Raw genomic sequence first — 17,362 nt, forward strand, 5'->3', positions numbered from 1 at the left:
TACCACCACTTGTCCCCATCTTGACCCATACCGCCACCGGCGGCCGGACTGGGCGGGGCAGGCCGGGGGAGGCGCGGCGTGCGGGGACCGGTCCCGGGCGGCAGGGGCGGGGGCCCGGTGCGGGGCTCCTGCCGGAGGCCGAGTACGCCCGGGGCGCAGGACGCAGCGTGGGGCGGGGGCGCCCTCCGGCGCCCCCGCCCCACCGTGCCGAGACCGCGCTAGCTAGCTCAGCACCTTGCCAAGCGTGGCCACGGCCTCCTGAAGCTCCTGCGCCGTGATCGTCAGCGGCGGCGCGAGCCGGATCGTGGAGCCGTGGGTGTCCTTGGCCAGGATGCCCTCGCGCATCAGGCGTTCGCTGATCTCACGGCCCGTGCCGATGGCCGGGTCGACGTCGACGCCCGCCCACAGGCCGCGTGCGCGGAAGCCGACGACGCCCTTGCCGACCAGGCCGGACAGACCGTCGCGCAGCAGCACGCCCAGTTCGTCCGCCCGGCGCTGGAACTCGCCGGTCTCCAGCAACTTCACCACCGCCGTGCCCACGGCGGCGGCCAGCGGGTTGCCGCCGAACGTCGAACCGTGCTCGCCCGGCCGCAGCACCCCGAGCACGTCCCGGCGCCCGACCACCGCCGACACCGGCACGATCCCGCCGCCCAGCGCCTTGCCGAGCAGGACCACGTCCGGGACGACCGACTCGTGCTCGACGGCCAGCGTGCGCCCGGTCCGCCCGAGCCCGGACTGGATCTCGTCCGCGATGAACAGACAGCCCTTCCGGCGGGTCACCTCGCGCACCCCGGCCAGATAGCCCTCGTCGGGGATCAGCACCCCGGCCTCGCCCTGGATGGGCTCGAGGAGCACGGCCGCCGTCGTCTCGTCGATCGCCGCCTCCAGCGCGGCCAGATCGTTGTACGGCACGATCCGGAAGCCCGGTGTGAAGGGGCCGAAGCCCGCCCGCGCCGTCTCGTCCGTGGAGAAGCTGACGATCGTCGTGGTACGGCCGTGGAAGTTGTCCGCCGCCACCACGATCGTCGCCCGGTCGGCCGGGACGCCCTTCACCTCGTACGCCCACTTGCGGGCCACCTTGATGCCGCTCTCCACCGCCTCCGCGCCGGTGTTCATGGGCAGCACCATGTCCATGCCGGTCAGCGCCGTGAGCCGCTCGGCGAACTCGGCCAGCTGGTCGTTGTGGAACGCCCGGGAGGTGAGCGTGAGCCGGTCCAGCTGGCGGTGTGCGGCCTCCAGGAGCGACGGGTTGCGGTGGCCGAAGTTGAGCGCCGAGTAGCCGGCCAGCATGTCGAGGTACCGGCGGCCCTCCACGTCCTCGACCCAGGCACCCTCGGCGCCCGCCACGACCACGGGCAGCGGGTGGTAGTTGTGCGCCAGGACCGGTTCCTCGGCCCGGATCAGGTCGGCGGACGAACGGACACGGACGGGAGCGGTCATGAGCGGATCTCCTGGGTGCAGCACTTGATGCCGCCGCCTGCCTTCTGGAACTCGGACAGGTCGACGGGGACGGGAACGTAACCGCGCTCGGTGAGCCGGGCGATGAGGTCGGTCGCCCCCGGCGCGACGAAGACGTGACGGCCGTCGGACACGGAGTTCAGGCCGAACGCCATCGCGTCCTGACGGGTGGCGATCACCGCGTCCGGGTACAGCCGGGCGAGCACCTCGCGGCTGCCCGGCGAGAACGCCTCGGGGTAGTACACGATGTTGCCGTCCGACCCGTCGCCGCCCTCGTCGAGGACGAACAGCGCGGTGTCCAGGTGGTAGAAGTACGGGTCCACCAGCGTCAGGCCGATCACCGGGACGCCGAGGAACTCCTGCGCCTCTCGGTGCGCCTCACGGGTGGTACGGAAGCCCGTGCCCGCCAGGATCCAGCGGCCGGCCGGCACGAAGTCGCCCTCGCCCTCGCACACCGACTCGGGGTGGTAGACGTCGTAGCCCGCCGCCTTGAACCACGCCTCGTAGGGCACGGACTCGGGCCGCCGCTCGGGAGCGTGGAAGAGGGAACCGAGGACACGGCCGCCGACGACGACCGCGGCGTTCGCGGCGAAGACCATGTCGGGGAGCCCGGGCACGGGTGCCACGGTCTCGACGGTGTGTCCGTGATCGCGGTAGACGTCCATCAGCGTCTGCCACTGGGCCTGGGCGCGTCCCACGTCGACCGGCGCGTCGGGATGCATCCAGGGGTTGATCGCGTACTGCACGGCGAAGTGTCTGGGTTCGCAGACCAGGTAGCGCCGCCGGCGCGGCACACGGGATTCGGTCACAGAGGGGTTCCTCCGCTTCCTGGGCGTGGTGTCAGGGTTGACACCACGGTAAGAAGAAGGCCAGACGATGGACAAGCGATGAAGGCTGCGCATTGACGCAGGATTGCTGCGCAGTCCGACGGATCAACGCACGGTCGCTGCGCCCGCTGAGGTTTCAACCGGTGCCGGCTGGTTGGCGCCCGCCTCCGGGCTGTCCGGAAGGAGGTGGGACAGCACCATGACGCTGATCGTCTTGCGGATGAAGGGCTCGGCGCGGATCCGCTCCAGCACCTCCTCGAAGTGCTGTACGTCCCGCGCCCGCACGTGCAGCAGCGCGTCCGCGCCCCCCGTCACCGTCATCGCCGCGGCGATCTCCGGATAACCGCGCACCACCTCCGCCAGCCGCCGCGGCGGCGCCGCGCCCTCGCAGTACACCTCGACGTACGCCTCCGTGCGCCAGCCCAGCGCCGACGGCTTCACCGTCGCCGTGAACCCCGTGATCACACCCGTGTCGCGCAGCCGGTCCACCCGGCGCTTGACAGCCGTCGAGGACAGCCCGACGGCGGCGCCGATCTCGGCGAAACTCGTCCTGGCGTTCGCCATCAGAGCCGTGATGATCTTCCGGTCGAGCTCGTCGAACGGCGTGGGACCACTGTTCATGGCCGCACTGTATCCACCACCCCGTCCACCGCGGCGCCGGGCGCCGCGGCCCGCGAGAATGCCCCTCCCGGACCGTGTCCGGACGTCCGGATAACACCTACACTCCACGTTCATGCTGCGCGCCCTGGCTGTCGACGACGAACGCCCCTCACTGGAAGAACTGCTCTACCTCCTCACCGCCGATCCGCGCATATCCAGCGCCGAGGGCGCCGGCGACGCGACCGAGGCCCTGCGCCGCATCAACCGCGCCCTGGAGTGCGGACCCGACGGCCCCGAGGCGATCGACGTCGTCTTCCTCGACATCCAGATGCCCGGTCTCGACGGCCTCGACCTCGCCCGGCTGCTCGGCGGCTTCGCACAGCCGCCCCTCGTCGTGTTCGTCACCGCGCACGAGGACTTCGCCGTCCAGGCCTTCGACCTCAAGGCCGTCGACTACGTCCTGAAACCGGTCCGCAAGGAACGCCTCGCCGAAGCCGTCCGCCGGGCCGCCGAACAGCGCGGCACCACACCCAGCCCCCGCATCCCCGTCCACGAACCCGACCCCGACCACATGCCCGTCGAACTCGGCGGCGTGACCCGCTTCGTCCCCGTCGACGAGATCACCCACGCCGAGGCCCAGGGCGACTACGCCCGCCTCCACACCGACCGGGGCAGCCACCTCGTCCGCATCCCGCTGTCCACCCTGGAGGAACGCTGGCGTTCACGCGGCTTCGTCCGCATCCACCGCCGCCACCTCGTCGCCCTGCGCCACATAGGGGAACTCCGCCTCGACGCGGGCACCGTCAGCGTCATCGTCGGCTCCGAGGAACTCCAGGTCAGCCGCCGCCACGCACGGGAACTGCGGGACCTGCTGATGCGCCGCACCACCAACTAGGGGGGAAGGCCCATGCCCCAGGACCCCGCCGAACGCCGCGTCACTGTCACCGGCCCGCCCCGCCGCACCGGCCCCACCTCCGGCTACTACCGCCCGCGCACCGAGATCGACGAGCAGACCACCCTCGGCCACACCTACGTACGCTCCCTGATGCGCACCCAACTGCGCGCCGCCCTCGGCGTGTTCACCGTCCTCGTCCTCCTCGTCGGACCCCTCCCGCTGGTGTTCGCCGCGGCCCCCGACGAGCGCCACCCCGAATGGCTCGTCCTCGGCTTCGGCCTGTACGCCCCCATGGTCCTGCTCGCCCGCTGGTACGTGCGCCGCGCCGAACGCAACGAACGCGACCTCGTCCGCCTGGTGGAGGACCGCTGAGCCCGCGCCCATGAACTCCGGTTACACCGTCCCCGCCGTCGCCCTCGTCGTCGTCGCCACCGTCCTCGTCGGCGCCTTCGGCCTGCGCATCTCCCGCACCACCTCCGACTTCTACGTCGCCTCCCGCACCGTCGGACCCCGCCTCAACGCCGCCGCCATCAGCGGCGAGTACCTGTCCGCCGCATCCTTCCTCGGCATCGCCGGACTCGTCCTCGTCCAGGGCCCCGACATGCTCTGGTACCCGGTCGGCTACACCGCCGGATACCTCCTGCTGCTGCTGTTCGTCGCCGCCCCGCTGCGCCGCTCCGGCGCCTACACGCTGCCCGACTTCGCCGAGGCCCGGCTCGCCTCCCAGGCCGTACGGCGGCTCGCGGGCGCCTTCGTCGTCGGCGTCGGCTGGCTCTACCTGCTGCCGCAGCTCCAGGGCGCCGGGCTGACCCTGGCCGTGCTGACCGGCGCGCCGCACTCCCTCGGCGGCGTCATCGTCGCCGTCGTCGTCACCGTCACGGTCGCCGCCGGCGGCATGCGCAGCATCACCTTCGTCCAGGCCTTCCAGTACTGGCTGAAACTCACCGCCCTGCTCGTCCCCGCCCTCTTCCTCCTCCTCGCCTGGCAGGCCGACGGCGCCCCCCGCGACGCCTTCGACGAACCGGCCGCCTTCCGCGAGCAGCGCGTCGTCCGCGTCGAGGACAACCTGGAGATGACCCTCGACAGGCCGCTCACCGTCACCGTGACCGGCACCGTCGACGGCCGCGCGCACGCCGGCACCCGCCTCACCCTGCCCGTCGGCCCCCACCGCATCGACAGCGGCACCCGCCTGACCTTCGCCAAGGGCACCCCCGTCCCCGAGACCGGCCGCGGCGCCGACGACGCGCTGTCACCGTCACGGGCCGAGAGCCACACCGAACGCCCCCTGTACGCCACGTACGGACTGATCCTCGCCACGTTCCTCGGTACCATGGGCCTGCCGCACGTCGTCGTCCGCTTCTACACCAGCCCGCACGGCGTGGCCGCCCGCCGCACCACCGTCGCCGTCCTCGGCCTGATCGGCGCGTTCTACCTGCTGCCCCCCGTCTACGGCGCCCTCGGCCGTCTCTACGCCCCCGAGCTCACCCTCACCGGCGACGCGGACGCCGCCGTCCTCCTGCTGCCCGACCGCGTGATCGGCGGGCCCGGCGGCGACCTGCTGGGCGCCCTCGTCGCGGGCGGCGCCTTCGCCGCCTTCCTGTCCACCGCCTCCGGACTGACCATGGCCGTGGCCGGCGTCCTCACCCAGGACGTCCTGCCCTCCTGGGGCGTACGGCACTTCCACGTCAAGCACTTCCGGCTCGGCACCGTCCTCGCCATGGCCGTGCCGCTCGCCGCGAGCGTCCTCGTCGGCGGGCTGCCCGTCGCCGACGCCGTCGGACTCGCCTTCGCCGTGTCCGCGTCGTCGTTCTGCCCGCTGCTCGTGCTCGGCATCTGGTGGCGCCGGCTCACCCCGCCCGGGGCCGCCGCCGGCATGCTCGTGGGCGGCGGCTCCGCGCTGCTCGCCGTCGCCGCCACCATGGCGGGCATGCCCGGCCACGGCACCCTGCACGCACTGCTGGCCTGGCCGGCGCTGTGGTCGGTGCCGCTCGGCTTCCTCACCATGGTGCTCGTGTCCCTGGCCACGCCCGGCAAGGTGCCCGGCGGCACCGAAGCGATCCTGGCCCGCTTCCATCTGCCCGAGGAACTACGGACGGAGGTGTCGCCGTGAGCGGATTCGTGGCCGGCCTGTGCGTGGCCGCCCTGCCGCTGCTGGCCGCCGGATTCTGGCTCGGCCGGCGCACCGCCCGCCCGCCGAGCCTCGCCGGACTCGGCAGCCCCGTCGAACACGCCACCTTCCAGACCCTGCACACCGCCTCCCTCGCCGCACCCCCGCTGCGCGCCGGCCTGACCGAGGAGACGGCCCGCAAATCGGCCCGCAAACTGCGCTCCCTGCTCGGCACGGACGCGCTGTGCCTGACCGACCTGGAAGAGGTCCTCGTCTGGGACGGGGTGGGCTCCCACCACCGCTCCGAGATCATGGAACGCCTCGCCGGGCCCCTGGACACCGGCCGCGGCGAGGCCTTCCCGCTGACCTGCGACACCCCGGACTGCTCGGTGCGCTGGGCCGTGGTCGCGCCCCTCACCGTGGACGACCGGGTGCACGGCGCGCTCGTCGCCTGCGCGCCCCGCGAGTCCGCCGTCCTGGTCCGCGCCGCCGGGGAAGTCGCCCGCTGGGTCTCCGTACAGCTGGAACTCGCCGACCTCGACCAGTCCCGCACCCGCCTCATCGAGGCCGAGATCAAGGCACTGCGCGCCCAGATCTCCCCGCACTTCATCTTCAACTCGCTCGCGGTGATCGCGTCCTTCGTGCGCACCGACCCCGAGCGCGCCCGCGAGCTGCTCCTGGAGTTCGCCGACTTCACCCGCTACTCGTTCCGCCGGCACGGCGACTTCACCACCCTCGCCGACGAGCTCCACGCCATCGACCACTACCTGGCGCTGGTGCGGGCCCGCTTCGGCGACCGTCTCGCCGTCACCCTGCAGATCGCGCCCGAGGTGCTGCCGGTCACCCTGCCCTTCCTGTGCCTGCAACCGCTCGTGGAGAACGCCGTCAAGCACGGCCTGGAGGGCAAGGCCGACAAGTGCCACATCCAGATCACCGCGCAGGACGCGGGCGCCGAGGCCCTCGTGGTCATCGAGGACGACGGCGCCGGAATGGACCCCGGTCTGCTGCGCCGCATCCTCGCCGGTGAGGTCAGCCCGTCCGGCGGCATCGGACTGTCCAACGTGGACGACCGGCTCCGCCAGGTCTACGGCGACGACCACGGCCTCGTCATCGAGACCGCGGTCGGCGCCGGTATGAAGATCACCATCAGGCTGCCGAAGTACCAGCCCGGAGTGCATTCGGCCGGACCGGTCGCCCCCTGACCCGCCCGGCGGGCCGCCCGTGCGTCGGCGCGGGGCGGGCCGCCCGGGGTGAGACCCGGCGGAAGGGCCGGGACGGTGCGGTGGGCCGCCGGGGCGGCGTCACCCGTCGCTGAGGACCATGCCGAGCGTGAGCAGTCCGAGGACGACCCAGCCGAACCACAGCCATCCGTTGCTGCCGAGAGCCACCGTGTAGGCGGTCACCGTCACGAGACCGCCGACAGTGAGCACCCCCATCGCCTTCGTGGAACCGTCCGTGGAACCGGCCATCGCGGCACCCTCCTCATGGTCCGTCCCCTCCATGGTGCCCCGTTCCGGCGCATCCGGATCAGAAACGGCGGAGAGTCGTCGCTCGGGGCTCAGGCGTGGCCCCGGTTGCCGCGAGCGTTCAGCGAGGCGAGATAGGCGTTGTACGCCTCCAGTTCCTGGTCGCCGTCACGGTCGGCGGCCCGGTCCTTCCGCCTGGCATGCCGCTGGTCGGAGGCGTACCACTGGAACAGCAGCGCGATCAGCACCAGCACCGACGGGATCTCACTGAAGGCCCAGGCGATACCGCCGGCCGCGTTCTGGTCGGAGAGCGCGTCGACGCCGAGCGACGACGGCGGGTTCTCGAACGTCTCCACCATGGGTGCCGACGCCATCATCAGGGCGATGCCGAAGAACGCGTGGAACGGCATGCCCGCGAACAGCTCCAGCATCCGCATCAGATAGCCCGGCCGGTTCGGCCCCGGGTCCACGCCCATGATCGGCCAGAAGAAGACCAGGCCCACGGCGAGGAAGTGCACCATCATCGCCGCGTGGCCCGTCCTCGAGCCCATCAGGAAGTCGAACAGCGGAGTGAAGTACAGGGCGTACAGGCTCGCGATGAACAGCGGGATCGTGAACACGGGATGCGTGACGATCTTCATGTAGCGGCTGTGCAGCAGCATCATCAGCACCTCCCGCGGACCCTTGTGGCCGCGCGCGGCCGGGGACAGCGCCCGCAGGGCCAGCGTGATCGGGGCGCCCAGCAGGATCAGGATGGGCGACAGCATGCTGATGACCATGTGCTGCACCATGTGCACGCTGAACATGACCATGCCGTAGTCGTTGAGCCCGGTGCACATCATCAGCGCGACGGACAGCACACCGACGACGTACGCGACCGTCCGCCCGACGGGCCACTTGTCACCGCGCCGGGCCAGCCGGGCGACGCCCCAGCCGTACAGCGCGAGGCCCAGCAGGCAGGCGACCAGGAAGAACGGGTCCGCCGACCACTGAAGTCCGCGCCCCAGCGTGAACGGCGGCAGATCCATGACCATGCCGTGCCCGCCGTGATCCATCCGCCGGCTCCAGGTTCGTGGGGGTAAGTACCGAACCAGAGTAAGACCGGCGCAGGTCACCCCCGTGACCGGGGTGCACCCCTACAGAACGCACTCCGCTTCGGTGTACCGCTCCGCCGGCACGGTCTTCAGCCTCTCCACGGCCTCCGCCAGCGGCACCGTCACGACGTCCGTCCCGCGCAGGGCCGTCATCCGACCGAACTCACCCCGGTGCACGGCCTCCACCGCGTGCCACCCGAACCGCGTCGCCAGCACCCGGTCGTACGCGGTCGGCGTGCCGCCCCGCTGCACGTGCCCGAGGATCACCGGCCGGGCCTCCTTGCCGAGGCGCTGCTCCAGCTCGAGGGAGAGCTGGCGGGCTGTCCCGGCGAAGCGCTCGTGGCCGTAGACGTCCTTGCCGCCCTCGTCGAAGTCCATGGTCCCGGCCTTCGGCTTGGCGCCCTCGGCGGCGACCACGATCGCGAACCGCTTGCCCGCCGAGAACCGCGCACCGACCTTCGCGGTCAACGCGTCGATGTCGAAGGGCCGTTCCGGTACGACCACGGCGTGCGCGCCGGCCGCCATGCCGGAGTGCAGCGCGATCCAGCCGGTGTGGCGGCCCATGACCTCCACGATCAGCACGCGCTGGTGGGACTCGGCGGTGGTCTTCAGCCGGTCGAGGGCCTCGGTCGCGACGGTGACCGCCGTGTCGAAACCGAAGGTCACGTCCGTGCCCGCGATGTCGTTGTCGATGGTCTTGGGCACGCCCACGATCGGCAGGCCGCTGTCCGAAAGCAGCCGGGCCGCCTTCAGCGTGCCCTCGCCGCCGATCGGGATGATCGCGTCGAGACCGAGCTCCTCGACATGGCCGCGGGCCCGCTCCACGCCGTCCCGCAGATGCTCGGGACGGACTCGGGAGGAGCCGAGGATCGTGCCGCCACGGGCCAGGATGCCGCTCACCGCGTCCAGGTCGAGCTTGAGGTAGTCGCACTCCAGGAGGCCTCTCCAGCCGTCCCGGAAACCGATGACCTCGTCGCCGTGGTCGGCGACCGCACGGTGCACGACGGACCGGATGACGGCGTTCAGGCCGGGGCAGTCGCCGCCGGACGTGAGGACACCTATGCGCATAGCCCGAATTACCTTCTCGACGTGGGCCGGATCCGGACCACGTTGTCCGGTTCGAAATCCCCGCCACCCTAGCGGCACCGGGGGGCGGGGCCGAAGCATGCGTCCGCCTGCTGGACGGCCCCGCTCACCTGTGCGGAAGGGGCGTCAGACGGGCCGGTTCCCGGTGCCCGGACGGGCGGTGCGCGCCGGGGTCACGCGGGCTGCTGGGCGGCGGCGATCCGCTCGTTGCGCAGCGCGTCGTACCAGGTCTCGTCGACCGGCGGCAGCGCGTTCACGTCGAGCGCCAGCTTCAGCAGCAGGTCCGCGATCAGCGGGTTGCGGGCCAGCACCGGGCCGTGCATGTACGTCCCGAAGACCGTGTCGTTGTACGCGCCCTCCGTGCCGTCGCCCGTGCCGTTGCCGTTGCCGAAGCGCACCCGCGCGAGCGGGCGGGCCGTCGGGCCGAGGTGGGTGACGCCCTGGTGGTTCTCGAAGCCGGTCAGCGGGGGCAGGCTGAGGCGCGGGTCGACGTCCCCGAGGACGTCACCGACGCACCGGGCGCCCTCGCCGCGCACCGAGACCACGTCGAGCAGGCCGAGGCCGGGCTCGCGCTGCCCGAGGTCGTTGACGAACTCGTGGCCGAGGATCTGGTAGCCGGCGCAGACGGAGAACACGATGGCGCCGTTCTCCACGGCCCGGTACAGCCCGCCGTCGCGGCGCAGCCGCTCGGCCGCGAGCCGCTGCGGCCGGTCCTCGCCGCCGCCGATCAGATAGATGTCGCCGGACGTCGGGATCGGCTGGTCGCTGCGTACGTCGAGCCGGGTCACGTCGAGGCCGCGCTGCCGTGCCCGGCGCTCCACGACGAGGGCGTTGCCCTGGTCGCCGTAGGTGCTGAGCAGGTCCGGGTAGATCCAGACGAGCCGCAGGCTGTTGTCGCTCACGAAAGTCCCCTGAGGTGTCTAGTTGCCGACGCGGCGGCGCAGGTCCTGGAAGGCGGTGTAGTTGGCGATGACCTCGATGCGGCCGGGCGGGCACAGCTGCACCGCCTGGTCGACGGTGTCGCACACCTGGAAGTGCTGGTTGGCGACCTCCAGACGCACCGCGAGGTCCAGCTTCCGGTCGCCGATCACGAAGATCGGGTGGCCGGTCAGGCGCGTGTAGTCGACGTCCCACAGCCAGGAGGTGTCGGTGCCGTCGGCGCCGCGCGCGTTCACCGAGAGGATCACCGGGGTGGGCGGCGGGTCGATCAGGGAGAACGTCTCCAGCCAGCCTGCCGGGTTCTTCGCGAGCAGCAGTCTGAGGTCGCGGCCCTGGAACTGCACGACGTCATAGCGTCCGGCGACGGCCTGCACCTGGTACATGCGTTCCAGGGCGACCTGCGGCGGCACCCCGAAGACGGCGGCGACGGCGGCCGAGGACGTGGCGTTGGCCTTGTTGGCGCGGCCCGGCAGCTGGAGGTGGATGGGCCAGGCCGAGCCGTGCGGGTCGAGGACGTGGTCGCCGGAGAGCGCCCAGGTCGGGGTGGGCCGGCGGAAGCCGCACTCGCCGCAGAACCAGTCGTTGCCGGGGCGCTGCATCACGCCGCCGCACGACGGGCAGGACCAGGCGTCGTCCTTCCACATCTGGCCCGCGGCGACCCAGATCACGTTCGGGGAGGACGAAGCGGCCCACACCACGAGCGGGTCGTCGCAGTTGGCCACGACGACGGCCTTCGATCCGGCCAGTCCCTCCCGCCAGTTCTCGGCGAGCATGCGAGTCTCGGCCGCGCGGTCGAGCTGGTCGCGGGAGAGGTTCAGCAGGGCGATGCACTTCGGGTCGGTGTCCCGGGCGACACCCGCCAGGTACTTCTCGTCCACCTCGATCACGCCGTACCGCGCGTCCGAGTTGCCCGCGAGCGCCGAGGTGATGCCGGCGGGCATGTTCGCGCCGAGCGCGTTGGAGACGACCTGGCCCGCCGCGCGCAGGGCCTCGGCGATGAGCCGGGTGGTGGTGGTCTTGCCGTTGGTCGCGGAAACCAGGATCACGTCCAGGTTCTGGGCGAGCCGGGCGAGGAGGTCGGGGTCGAGCTTGAGAGCCACACGGCCGCCGATCACCGAACCGCTGCCGCGTCCCGCGGCGCGCGACGCCGCTGCGACCGCCTTGCCCGCGGTCACGGCCAGCTTGGCCCGCGGCGTGAGCGGGTCCGAGTTGCCTGCCATCAGTTCTCGATCCTCCTTGCGTACGCGCCGCGCCTGGGGCCTGACGGCAACGTGGTGGTGAAGGTCAGCCTATCGAGATCCATTCGCACTCCCGAATCATGGCACCGCCCGGGCGTCCGTGGGGGAGGCGAGGCGGGGCGCGTTCACGGTCGGACCGTACTCTTGCCGCCATGCCACACGTCTCCATACCGGGCGCCCGCGGGCGCGTCCGGCCCCTCTCCCTGCTCGGCGACCCGGTGCTGCACGCGCCGTGTGCGGAGGTCACCGACTTCGGCCCGGGACTGGCCCGCCTCGTGGAGGACTTGTTCGCGACCATGTACGCGGCGCAGGGCGTCGGTCTCGCCGCGAACCAGGTGGGCGAGGCGCTGCGGGTGTTCGTGTACGACTGCCCGGACGACGATGACCTGCGTCATGTCGGCCATGTCGTGAACCCGAGGCTGGTCGAGGCGGACGGGCTGGTGCTGCGCGGGCCCGAGGGCTGTCTGTCGCTGCCGGGCCTGGAGGCGGGCACGGAACGCCACGACCACGCGGTGGTCGAGGGCGTGACGGCCACGGGTGAGCCGGTCACCGTGCACGGCACGGGTTTCTTCGCGCGGTGTCTGCAGCACGAGACGGACCACCTGGACGGCACGGTGTACGCGGACCGTGTGACGGGCTGGCGCCGCCGCCGTCTGACGCGGCAGGTCGCCCGGGCCCCCTGGCACAGGTGACCGGGCGCCGGCACGGGGACCCGGGGGCCCGCGCGGGTGAGGCCTCAGGACTTCCGGTCCGCGACGGCGGCCAGCCGCCCCCACAGCAGGTCGGCGAGGCTCGTCACCAACTCCGCCCGGGAGCACGGGCGTTCGCCGAGCCACCAGTCGCCGGCGGCGTGCATCATGCCGACGATTCCGTGCCCCCACACCCGCGCCAGCCGCGCGCCGTCCGGCCCGAGGTCGATGCGGTCCTCGATGACCTGCGCCAGTTCCTCGCCCATGCGCCGCAGCAGCGGAGCCGAGTGCTTGCCGATGTCGAAACCGGGCTCGCCGCTCTGGCCGGTGTCCGCCGGATGCATCAGGAAGCGGTAGACCTGTGGGCGGGACTCGATGGCCGCGAGGTAGGTGTCGAGGGTGGACTCCACGCGCCTGCGCCGCTCCGCCGGGGCGTCCAGGGCGGCGCGCAACGAGTCCAGGAGGGCGTCCGTGTGCCGCTGGGCGAGGGCGGCGTACAGTCCGCCCTTGTCGCCGAAGTGTCGGTAGAGGATCGGCTTGGTGATGCCGGCCTCGGCGGCGATGGCGTTCATCGACGCCTGCGGACCGTCGCGCAGCACCACGCGGTCGGCGGCTTCCAGCAGCTCGCGCCGTCTGCGGTCGGCGGACCGCTGCTGCTCGGTCGGCTGCGTGGTGTCCATGGTGCTCTCCCCACCCGTGCTGATTCGGTGACGCCTGGGCAAACTAGCACTTCAGAGTCCCGGGGGATCGAACGGGCAGCCGAGCGGTGGTCAGGAGTTGACTTTTCCTACCCGTGGGTAACACACTCGCGTTACCGTTAGTAACACGCATGTGGGCAGCTGGAGGGGACATGGCCGAGTTCACCATGGAGCTCAACGACGAACAGAAGGAAGTCCGGGACTGGCTGCACGGCTTCGCCGCCGATGTGATCCGCCCCGCGGCCGCCGAGTGGGACGAGCGCGAGGAGACCCCCTGGCCCGTGATCCAGGAGGCCGCCAAGGTCGGCATCTACTCCCTCGACTTCTACGCCCAGCAGTACTTCGACCCCACCGGGCTCGGCATCCCGATGGCCATGGAGGAGCTGTTCTGGGGTGACGCGGGCATCGCCCTGTCCATCGTCGGCACCGGCCTCGCCGCCGTCGGCGTCCTCGCCAACGGCACCGACGAGCAGATCGGCACCTGGATCCCCCAGATGTACGGCGACGCCAGTGACGTCAAGGTCGCCGCGTTCTGCTCCTCCGAGCCCGACGCCGGCTCCGACGTGGCCTCCATGCGCACGCACGCCGTGTACGACGAGGCCAACGACGAGTGGGTGCTCAACGGCACCAAGACCTGGGCCACCAACGGCGGCATCGCCAACGTCCACGTCGTCGTCGCCGTCGTCGACCCGGACCTCGGCTCCAAGGGCCACGCCTCCTTCATCGTCCCGCCGGACACCCCCGGTCTGTCCCAGGGCCAGAAGTTCAAGAAGCACGGCATCCGCGCCTCGCACACCGCCGAGGTCGTCCTCGACGGCGTGCGCGTGCCAGGCTCCTGCCTGCTCGGCGGCAAGGAGAAGCTGGACGAGCGGCTCGCCCGCGCCCGTGAGAAGGCGAAGGCGGGCGGCGAGCGCGTGAAGAACGCGGCGATGGCCACGTTCGAGGCGTCCCGCCCCGCCGTCGGCGCCATGGCGGTCGGCACCGCGCGCGCCGCGTACGAGGTCGCCCTCGACTACGCCAGGACCCGCGAGCAGTTCGGCCGCCCCATCATCGACAACCAGGGCGTCGCCTTCCAGCTCGCCGACATGCGCACCTCCATCGACGCCGCCCGCCTGCTGGTGTGGCGCGCCTCCTGGATGGCGGTCAACGGCAAGCCGTTCACCGCGGCCGAGGGCTCGATGTCCAAGCTGTTCGCGAGCGAGACCGCCAAGAAGGTCACCGCCCAGGCCGTCCAGATCCTCGGCGGCAACGGCTACACCCGCGAATACCCGGTCGAACGCATGCACCGCGACAGCGCCATCTACACGATCTTCGAGGGCACGAGCGAGATCCAGCGCCTGGTGATCGCCCGGACGCTGGCCGGGATGCCGATCCGCTGACACTCAGCGGTGTCTGAGCGGCGTCAGCTGTTCGATGTCGTACTTCGTCCGCAGGGCCTCGATGGCCTTCTGGTCCGGTGGGGCACCGCTTCCCAGGATGTCCAGCAGCTCCTCGAAGTAGTGCTCGTGGTCCGGGGGCGGAGACGCCTGGAAGAACATCTTCGCCGGGGTGTCCGTCGGGTTCGCGAAGGCGTGCGGGCAGCCCGGGGGGACCACGATGACGGTGCCGGGCGTGGCCCGTACGACCCGACTGCCCGAAGGCGACTGCCACGTCCGCCAGTTGTCGGGTGTGCGCACGCGCGGCTCGAAGGCGAGGACGTCCAGCTCGCCCTCGAGGACGTAGAACAACTCCTCGCTGCGCGTGTGCACGTGGGCGCCCACGTCGAAGCCCGGCGGGACGAGGACCTCGAAGGTGGAGGCCGACCGGGAGTGGGAGCCGGTCACCTTGAAGGTGACGTGCTGGGCCGGCGCCGCCACGACCCGGCCGTGACCCGGCGGCACCAGCAGTCCCTCCGTCGCCGTCATCGGGGCCTCACCACGTCACCGGAAGGGCCTCCGGGCCGCGGATCAGCGCGCCCTTCCGGAAGGGGACGTCCTCGGGCGGGACCGCCAGCCGCAGCGTCGGCACGCGGTCCAGGAGCGTACCGACCAGCAGTTCCGACTCCAGGCGGGCCAGCATGGAGCCCGGGCAGTAGTGCGGGCCGAAGCCGAAGGACACGTGCGGGTTCGGGCTGCGCGAGATGTCGATCGCGTCGGGATCGGCGAACACCTCGGGGTCCCGGTTCGCGGCCAGGTACGACACGTAGACCGCGTCGCCGGCCCGGATCCGCACGCCCCTGATCTCCACGTCCTGCAGGGCGATCCGCGACAGGCCGACGGCGTTGCGGTGCGGGATCCAGCGCAGCAGCTCGTCCACCGCTTGCGGCCTGATCCCCGGATCGTCCCGCAGCCGCCGCGCGAGCTCCGGGCGGGTCAGCAGGACATGGATCATCTGGCCGCTGTTGTTGGTGACCGCCTCGCCGCCGATCTGCAGCAGCAACGCCAGTCCCACCGCCTCGTCCAGGGTGACCTCGCCGCGCCCCACGGCCGCGCCCAGCAGCGACGCGACGTCCTCGCCCGTGCCGGACTCGCGCAGGCCGATCAGGTCGGAGAAGTACGCGCCCATCTCCTGCTTGGCCCGCTCACTGACGTCGGCGCCGTGCGCGGACGACAGGATCAGCTGCGTCCAGGTGTGCATGGCCTCCCGGTCGGCGGCCGGCACGCCCATCAGCTCGCAGATCACGGCGATGGGGAACGGGCTCAGCACCGCCGACGTGAGGTCGGCGGGCGGACCCTGCGACAGCATCGCCGAGATCAGTTCCTCCAGCACGCGGCGGGACTTCTCCCTCACCCGCTCCACGCCGCGCGCCGTGAAGGCCGCGGCCACCGTGCGGCGCAGGCGGGTGTGGTCCGGCGGGTCGAGGAAGCCGACCGCCCCGGGCGCCGGGATGAAGTGCGGGGCGAGACGGGTGACCTGGCGGTCCATCACGGGCTCGCGGCCGAAGCGCGGGTCGTTGGCCACCAGGCGCACGTCGTCGTGCCGGGTCACCAGCCAGGCCCAGCCGTCGCCGTTGGGCAGCTTGATCCGGGTCACCGGGCCCTGCGCCATCAGCTCCCGCAGCACGGGGTCGAAGTCCGTGCCCGGCAGGTCGAGCGCCGGCCATGTCCGGACCGGTGGCAGGGGCCCGGTGAGGGTCTTCTCCGTCATGCCGTCCCCACCTTCGACCTGGTGTCGGCACACTGCCAGCGGCCCAGCGACATCTCCGCGGTGATGCCGGGCCCGAACCCGGCGAGCATTCCGCAGGCCCCGTGCTCGACGCCGCCTTCCTCGAACAGCCGCCGCAGCGCGTCCAGGACGACGGCGCTGGCGATGTTGCCGTACTCGGTGAGTGTCGCCCGGCTGAACCGGAACGCGTGCGGGTCGACCTCGAGGAAGGTGCTCAGATCGTCCAGGATGCGCGGCCCGCCCGCGTGGATGATGTAGAAGTCCAGGTCGGAGGCGTCCCAGTCGTGTCGCGACGCGAGGCTCCTGAGCGCGGGCGCGAGGGGTTCCATGGTGCCCGGCACCCGCTTGTCCAGCAGGAAGTGGAAGCCGGTGGCCCGCACGTCGTACATGATCCACTCCTCGGTCTTCGGGATCAGGTACGAGCCGTTGCGCTCCAGCCGGATGCCCTCGCCGCCCCGCCCGCGGACCACGGCCGCGGCGATGCCGTCGCCGAACAGACCGTTGGACAGCAGCGAGCCGACGCCGATGTCGCTGGGCTGGTAGCACAGCGAGCAGAACTCGCAGGCGACGATGAGCGCGTTGGCGTCCGGGTACGCGGTGCAGAAGTCGTGCGCCCGATTGATCGCGGCGCCTCCCGCGGCGCAGCCCAGCTGGGCCATGGGTATCTGCCGGGTGGTGCTGTTGAAGCCCATGGAGTTGATCAGCCAGGCCGTGAGCGAGGGCATCATGAAGCCCGTGCACGACACGTAGATGATCATGTCTATGTCCGTGGTGAGCAGCTCCGCGTCGTCCAGGGCGCGCTGGACGACCGCCGGGACCCGCGCCTTGGCCTCGGACTCGTAGAGCTTGTTGCGTTCCTCGAATCCGGGGTGCTTCAGGGTTTCCTCGATGGGCTGCACGATGCGCCGGGTACGCACCCCGGTGTTCTCGATCAGCCGGAGTGCCAGCGGGAGTTGGGGGTGGCCGGCGTGGCGGATACGCGCCAGCTCGAGCGTTTCCTCCATCGTGATCACGTGCTCGGGAACCGACACCGAAGGTCTGCACAAAATCGCCATGAACCGTGCCTGCTTTCGCGTCCAAGCCCTTGCGCCCCCGGTTCGGGAGAGGGCGGGATCGGATGG

18 protein-coding genes are annotated in these 17,362 nt (G+C 71.7%); 6 read left to right on the forward strand and 12 right to left on the reverse strand.

The genetic code is table 11. The annotated features are described in order from the left end of the window. Window positions 1-222 precede the first annotated feature (222 nt). From rocD to ABZ354_RS17000, 3 genes are all read right to left on the reverse strand, one after another. A complete protein-coding gene (gene rocD, locus ABZ354_RS16990; RefSeq protein WP_358657394.1) occupies window positions 223-1,440 on the reverse strand; it encodes an ornithine--oxo-acid transaminase in 1,218 nt (405 codons plus the stop codon). Further along, the gene (ddaH, locus tag ABZ354_RS16995) at window positions 1,437-2,267 is read right to left on the reverse strand and encodes a dimethylargininase (RefSeq protein WP_358657396.1); all 831 of its coding nucleotides are present in this window, start codon (window positions 2,265-2,267) and stop codon (window positions 1,437-1,439) included. The genes rocD and ddaH overlap by 4 nt, the downstream gene beginning before the upstream one ends. A gap of 123 nt (window positions 2,268-2,390) precedes the next feature. Beyond that, the gene (locus tag ABZ354_RS17000) at window positions 2,391-2,906 is read right to left on the reverse strand and encodes an Lrp/AsnC family transcriptional regulator (protein WP_358657398.1); all 516 of its coding nucleotides are present in this window, start codon (window positions 2,904-2,906) and stop codon (window positions 2,391-2,393) included. A gap of 112 nt (window positions 2,907-3,018) precedes the next feature. Between ABZ354_RS17000 and ABZ354_RS17005 the strand changes: the two genes are divergently transcribed. From ABZ354_RS17005 to ABZ354_RS17020, 4 genes are read left to right on the forward strand one after another with little or no spacing between them, the layout of a single operon-like run. Continuing rightward, window positions 3,019-3,780, forward strand: a complete 762-nt coding sequence (locus tag ABZ354_RS17005; protein WP_358657400.1) for a LytTR family DNA-binding domain-containing protein — start codon at window positions 3,019-3,021, stop codon at window positions 3,778-3,780. Window positions 3,781-3,792: 12 nt separating this feature from the next. Next, window positions 3,793-4,152, forward strand: a complete 360-nt coding sequence (locus ABZ354_RS17010) for a hypothetical protein (RefSeq protein ID WP_358657402.1) — start codon at window positions 3,793-3,795, stop codon at window positions 4,150-4,152. 10 nt (window positions 4,153-4,162) lie between these two features. Beyond that, a complete protein-coding gene (locus ABZ354_RS17015) occupies window positions 4,163-5,890 on the forward strand; it encodes a cation acetate symporter (protein ID WP_358657403.1) in 1,728 nt (575 codons plus the stop codon). Next, entirely contained in the window at window positions 5,887-7,089 is a 1,203-nt protein-coding gene (locus tag ABZ354_RS17020) for a histidine kinase (protein WP_358657405.1), read from the forward strand. Before ABZ354_RS17015 ends, ABZ354_RS17020 begins: the two co-directional genes overlap by 4 nt. 99 nt (window positions 7,090-7,188) lie before the next feature. Here ABZ354_RS17020 and ABZ354_RS17025 read toward each other — a convergent pair whose 3' ends face one another. The 5 genes from ABZ354_RS17025 to ABZ354_RS17045 all read right to left on the reverse strand — a co-directional run bounded on the left by ABZ354_RS17025 (window position 7,189) and on the right by ABZ354_RS17045 (window position 11,692). Beyond that, entirely contained in the window at window positions 7,189-7,356 is a 168-nt protein-coding gene (locus ABZ354_RS17025; RefSeq protein ID WP_358657406.1) for a hypothetical protein, read from the reverse strand. An 89-nt stretch (window positions 7,357-7,445) separates the two neighbouring features. Further along, a complete protein-coding gene (locus tag ABZ354_RS17030) occupies window positions 7,446-8,408 on the reverse strand; it encodes a cytochrome c oxidase assembly protein (protein ID WP_358657408.1) in 963 nt (320 codons plus the stop codon). An 81-nt stretch (window positions 8,409-8,489) separates the two neighbouring features. Then, a complete protein-coding gene (locus ABZ354_RS17035) occupies window positions 8,490-9,515 on the reverse strand; it encodes a 6-phosphofructokinase (protein WP_358657410.1) in 1,026 nt (341 codons plus the stop codon). 191 nt (window positions 9,516-9,706) lie between these two features. Then, complete coding sequence (locus ABZ354_RS17040; RefSeq protein ID WP_358657412.1) at window positions 9,707-10,435, reverse strand: glutamine amidotransferase; 729 nt, start codon at window positions 10,433-10,435, stop codon at window positions 9,707-9,709. A gap of 18 nt (window positions 10,436-10,453) precedes the next feature. Next, window positions 10,454-11,692 carry a MurT ligase domain-containing protein gene (locus tag ABZ354_RS17045; RefSeq protein ID WP_358657414.1) on the reverse strand — a complete coding sequence of 413 codons (1,239 nt, stop codon included), beginning with the start codon at window positions 11,690-11,692 and terminating at the stop codon, window positions 10,454-10,456. 170 nt (window positions 11,693-11,862) lie between these two features. On the opposite strand from ABZ354_RS17045, the gene def reads away from it, so the two are divergent. After that, window positions 11,863-12,402, forward strand: coding sequence for a peptide deformylase (gene def / locus ABZ354_RS17050; RefSeq protein WP_358657416.1), 540 nt, complete (start codon window positions 11,863-11,865; stop codon window positions 12,400-12,402). A 44-nt stretch (window positions 12,403-12,446) separates the two neighbouring features. Here def and ABZ354_RS17055 read toward each other — a convergent pair whose 3' ends face one another. After that, complete coding sequence (locus tag ABZ354_RS17055; protein ID WP_358657418.1) at window positions 12,447-13,079, reverse strand: TetR family transcriptional regulator; 633 nt, start codon at window positions 13,077-13,079, stop codon at window positions 12,447-12,449. 170 nt (window positions 13,080-13,249) lie between these two features. Between ABZ354_RS17055 and ABZ354_RS17060 the strand changes: the two genes are divergently transcribed. Next, a complete protein-coding gene (locus tag ABZ354_RS17060; RefSeq protein ID WP_358657420.1) occupies window positions 13,250-14,476 on the forward strand; it encodes an acyl-CoA dehydrogenase family protein in 1,227 nt (408 codons plus the stop codon). A 3-nt stretch (window positions 14,477-14,479) separates the two neighbouring features. Here the strand turns inward: ABZ354_RS17060 and ABZ354_RS17065 are convergent, their stop codons facing one another. Genes ABZ354_RS17065 through ABZ354_RS17075 form a run of 3 tightly spaced genes read right to left on the reverse strand, consistent with a single transcriptional unit; the run spans window position 14,480 to window position 17,296 of the window. Continuing rightward, a complete protein-coding gene (locus ABZ354_RS17065; RefSeq protein ID WP_358657422.1) occupies window positions 14,480-15,001 on the reverse strand; it encodes a cupin domain-containing protein in 522 nt (173 codons plus the stop codon). A 7-nt stretch (window positions 15,002-15,008) separates the two neighbouring features. Then, window positions 15,009-16,223 carry a cytochrome P450 gene (locus tag ABZ354_RS17070; protein WP_358657424.1) on the reverse strand — a complete coding sequence of 405 codons (1,215 nt, stop codon included), beginning with the start codon at window positions 16,221-16,223 and terminating at the stop codon, window positions 15,009-15,011. Continuing rightward, on the reverse strand, window positions 16,220-17,296 hold the full coding sequence (locus ABZ354_RS17075; protein ID WP_358657426.1) for a type III polyketide synthase: 1,077 nt from the start codon (window positions 17,294-17,296) through the stop codon (window positions 16,220-16,222). Before ABZ354_RS17075 ends, ABZ354_RS17070 begins: the two co-directional genes overlap by 4 nt. Between the last annotated feature and the right edge of the window lie 66 nt (window positions 17,297-17,362).

Origin of the sequence: Streptomyces sp. NPDC005925 (assembly GCF_040638805.1) — a bacterium.
Lineage (GTDB): Bacteria > Actinomycetota > Actinomycetes > Streptomycetales > Streptomycetaceae > Streptomyces.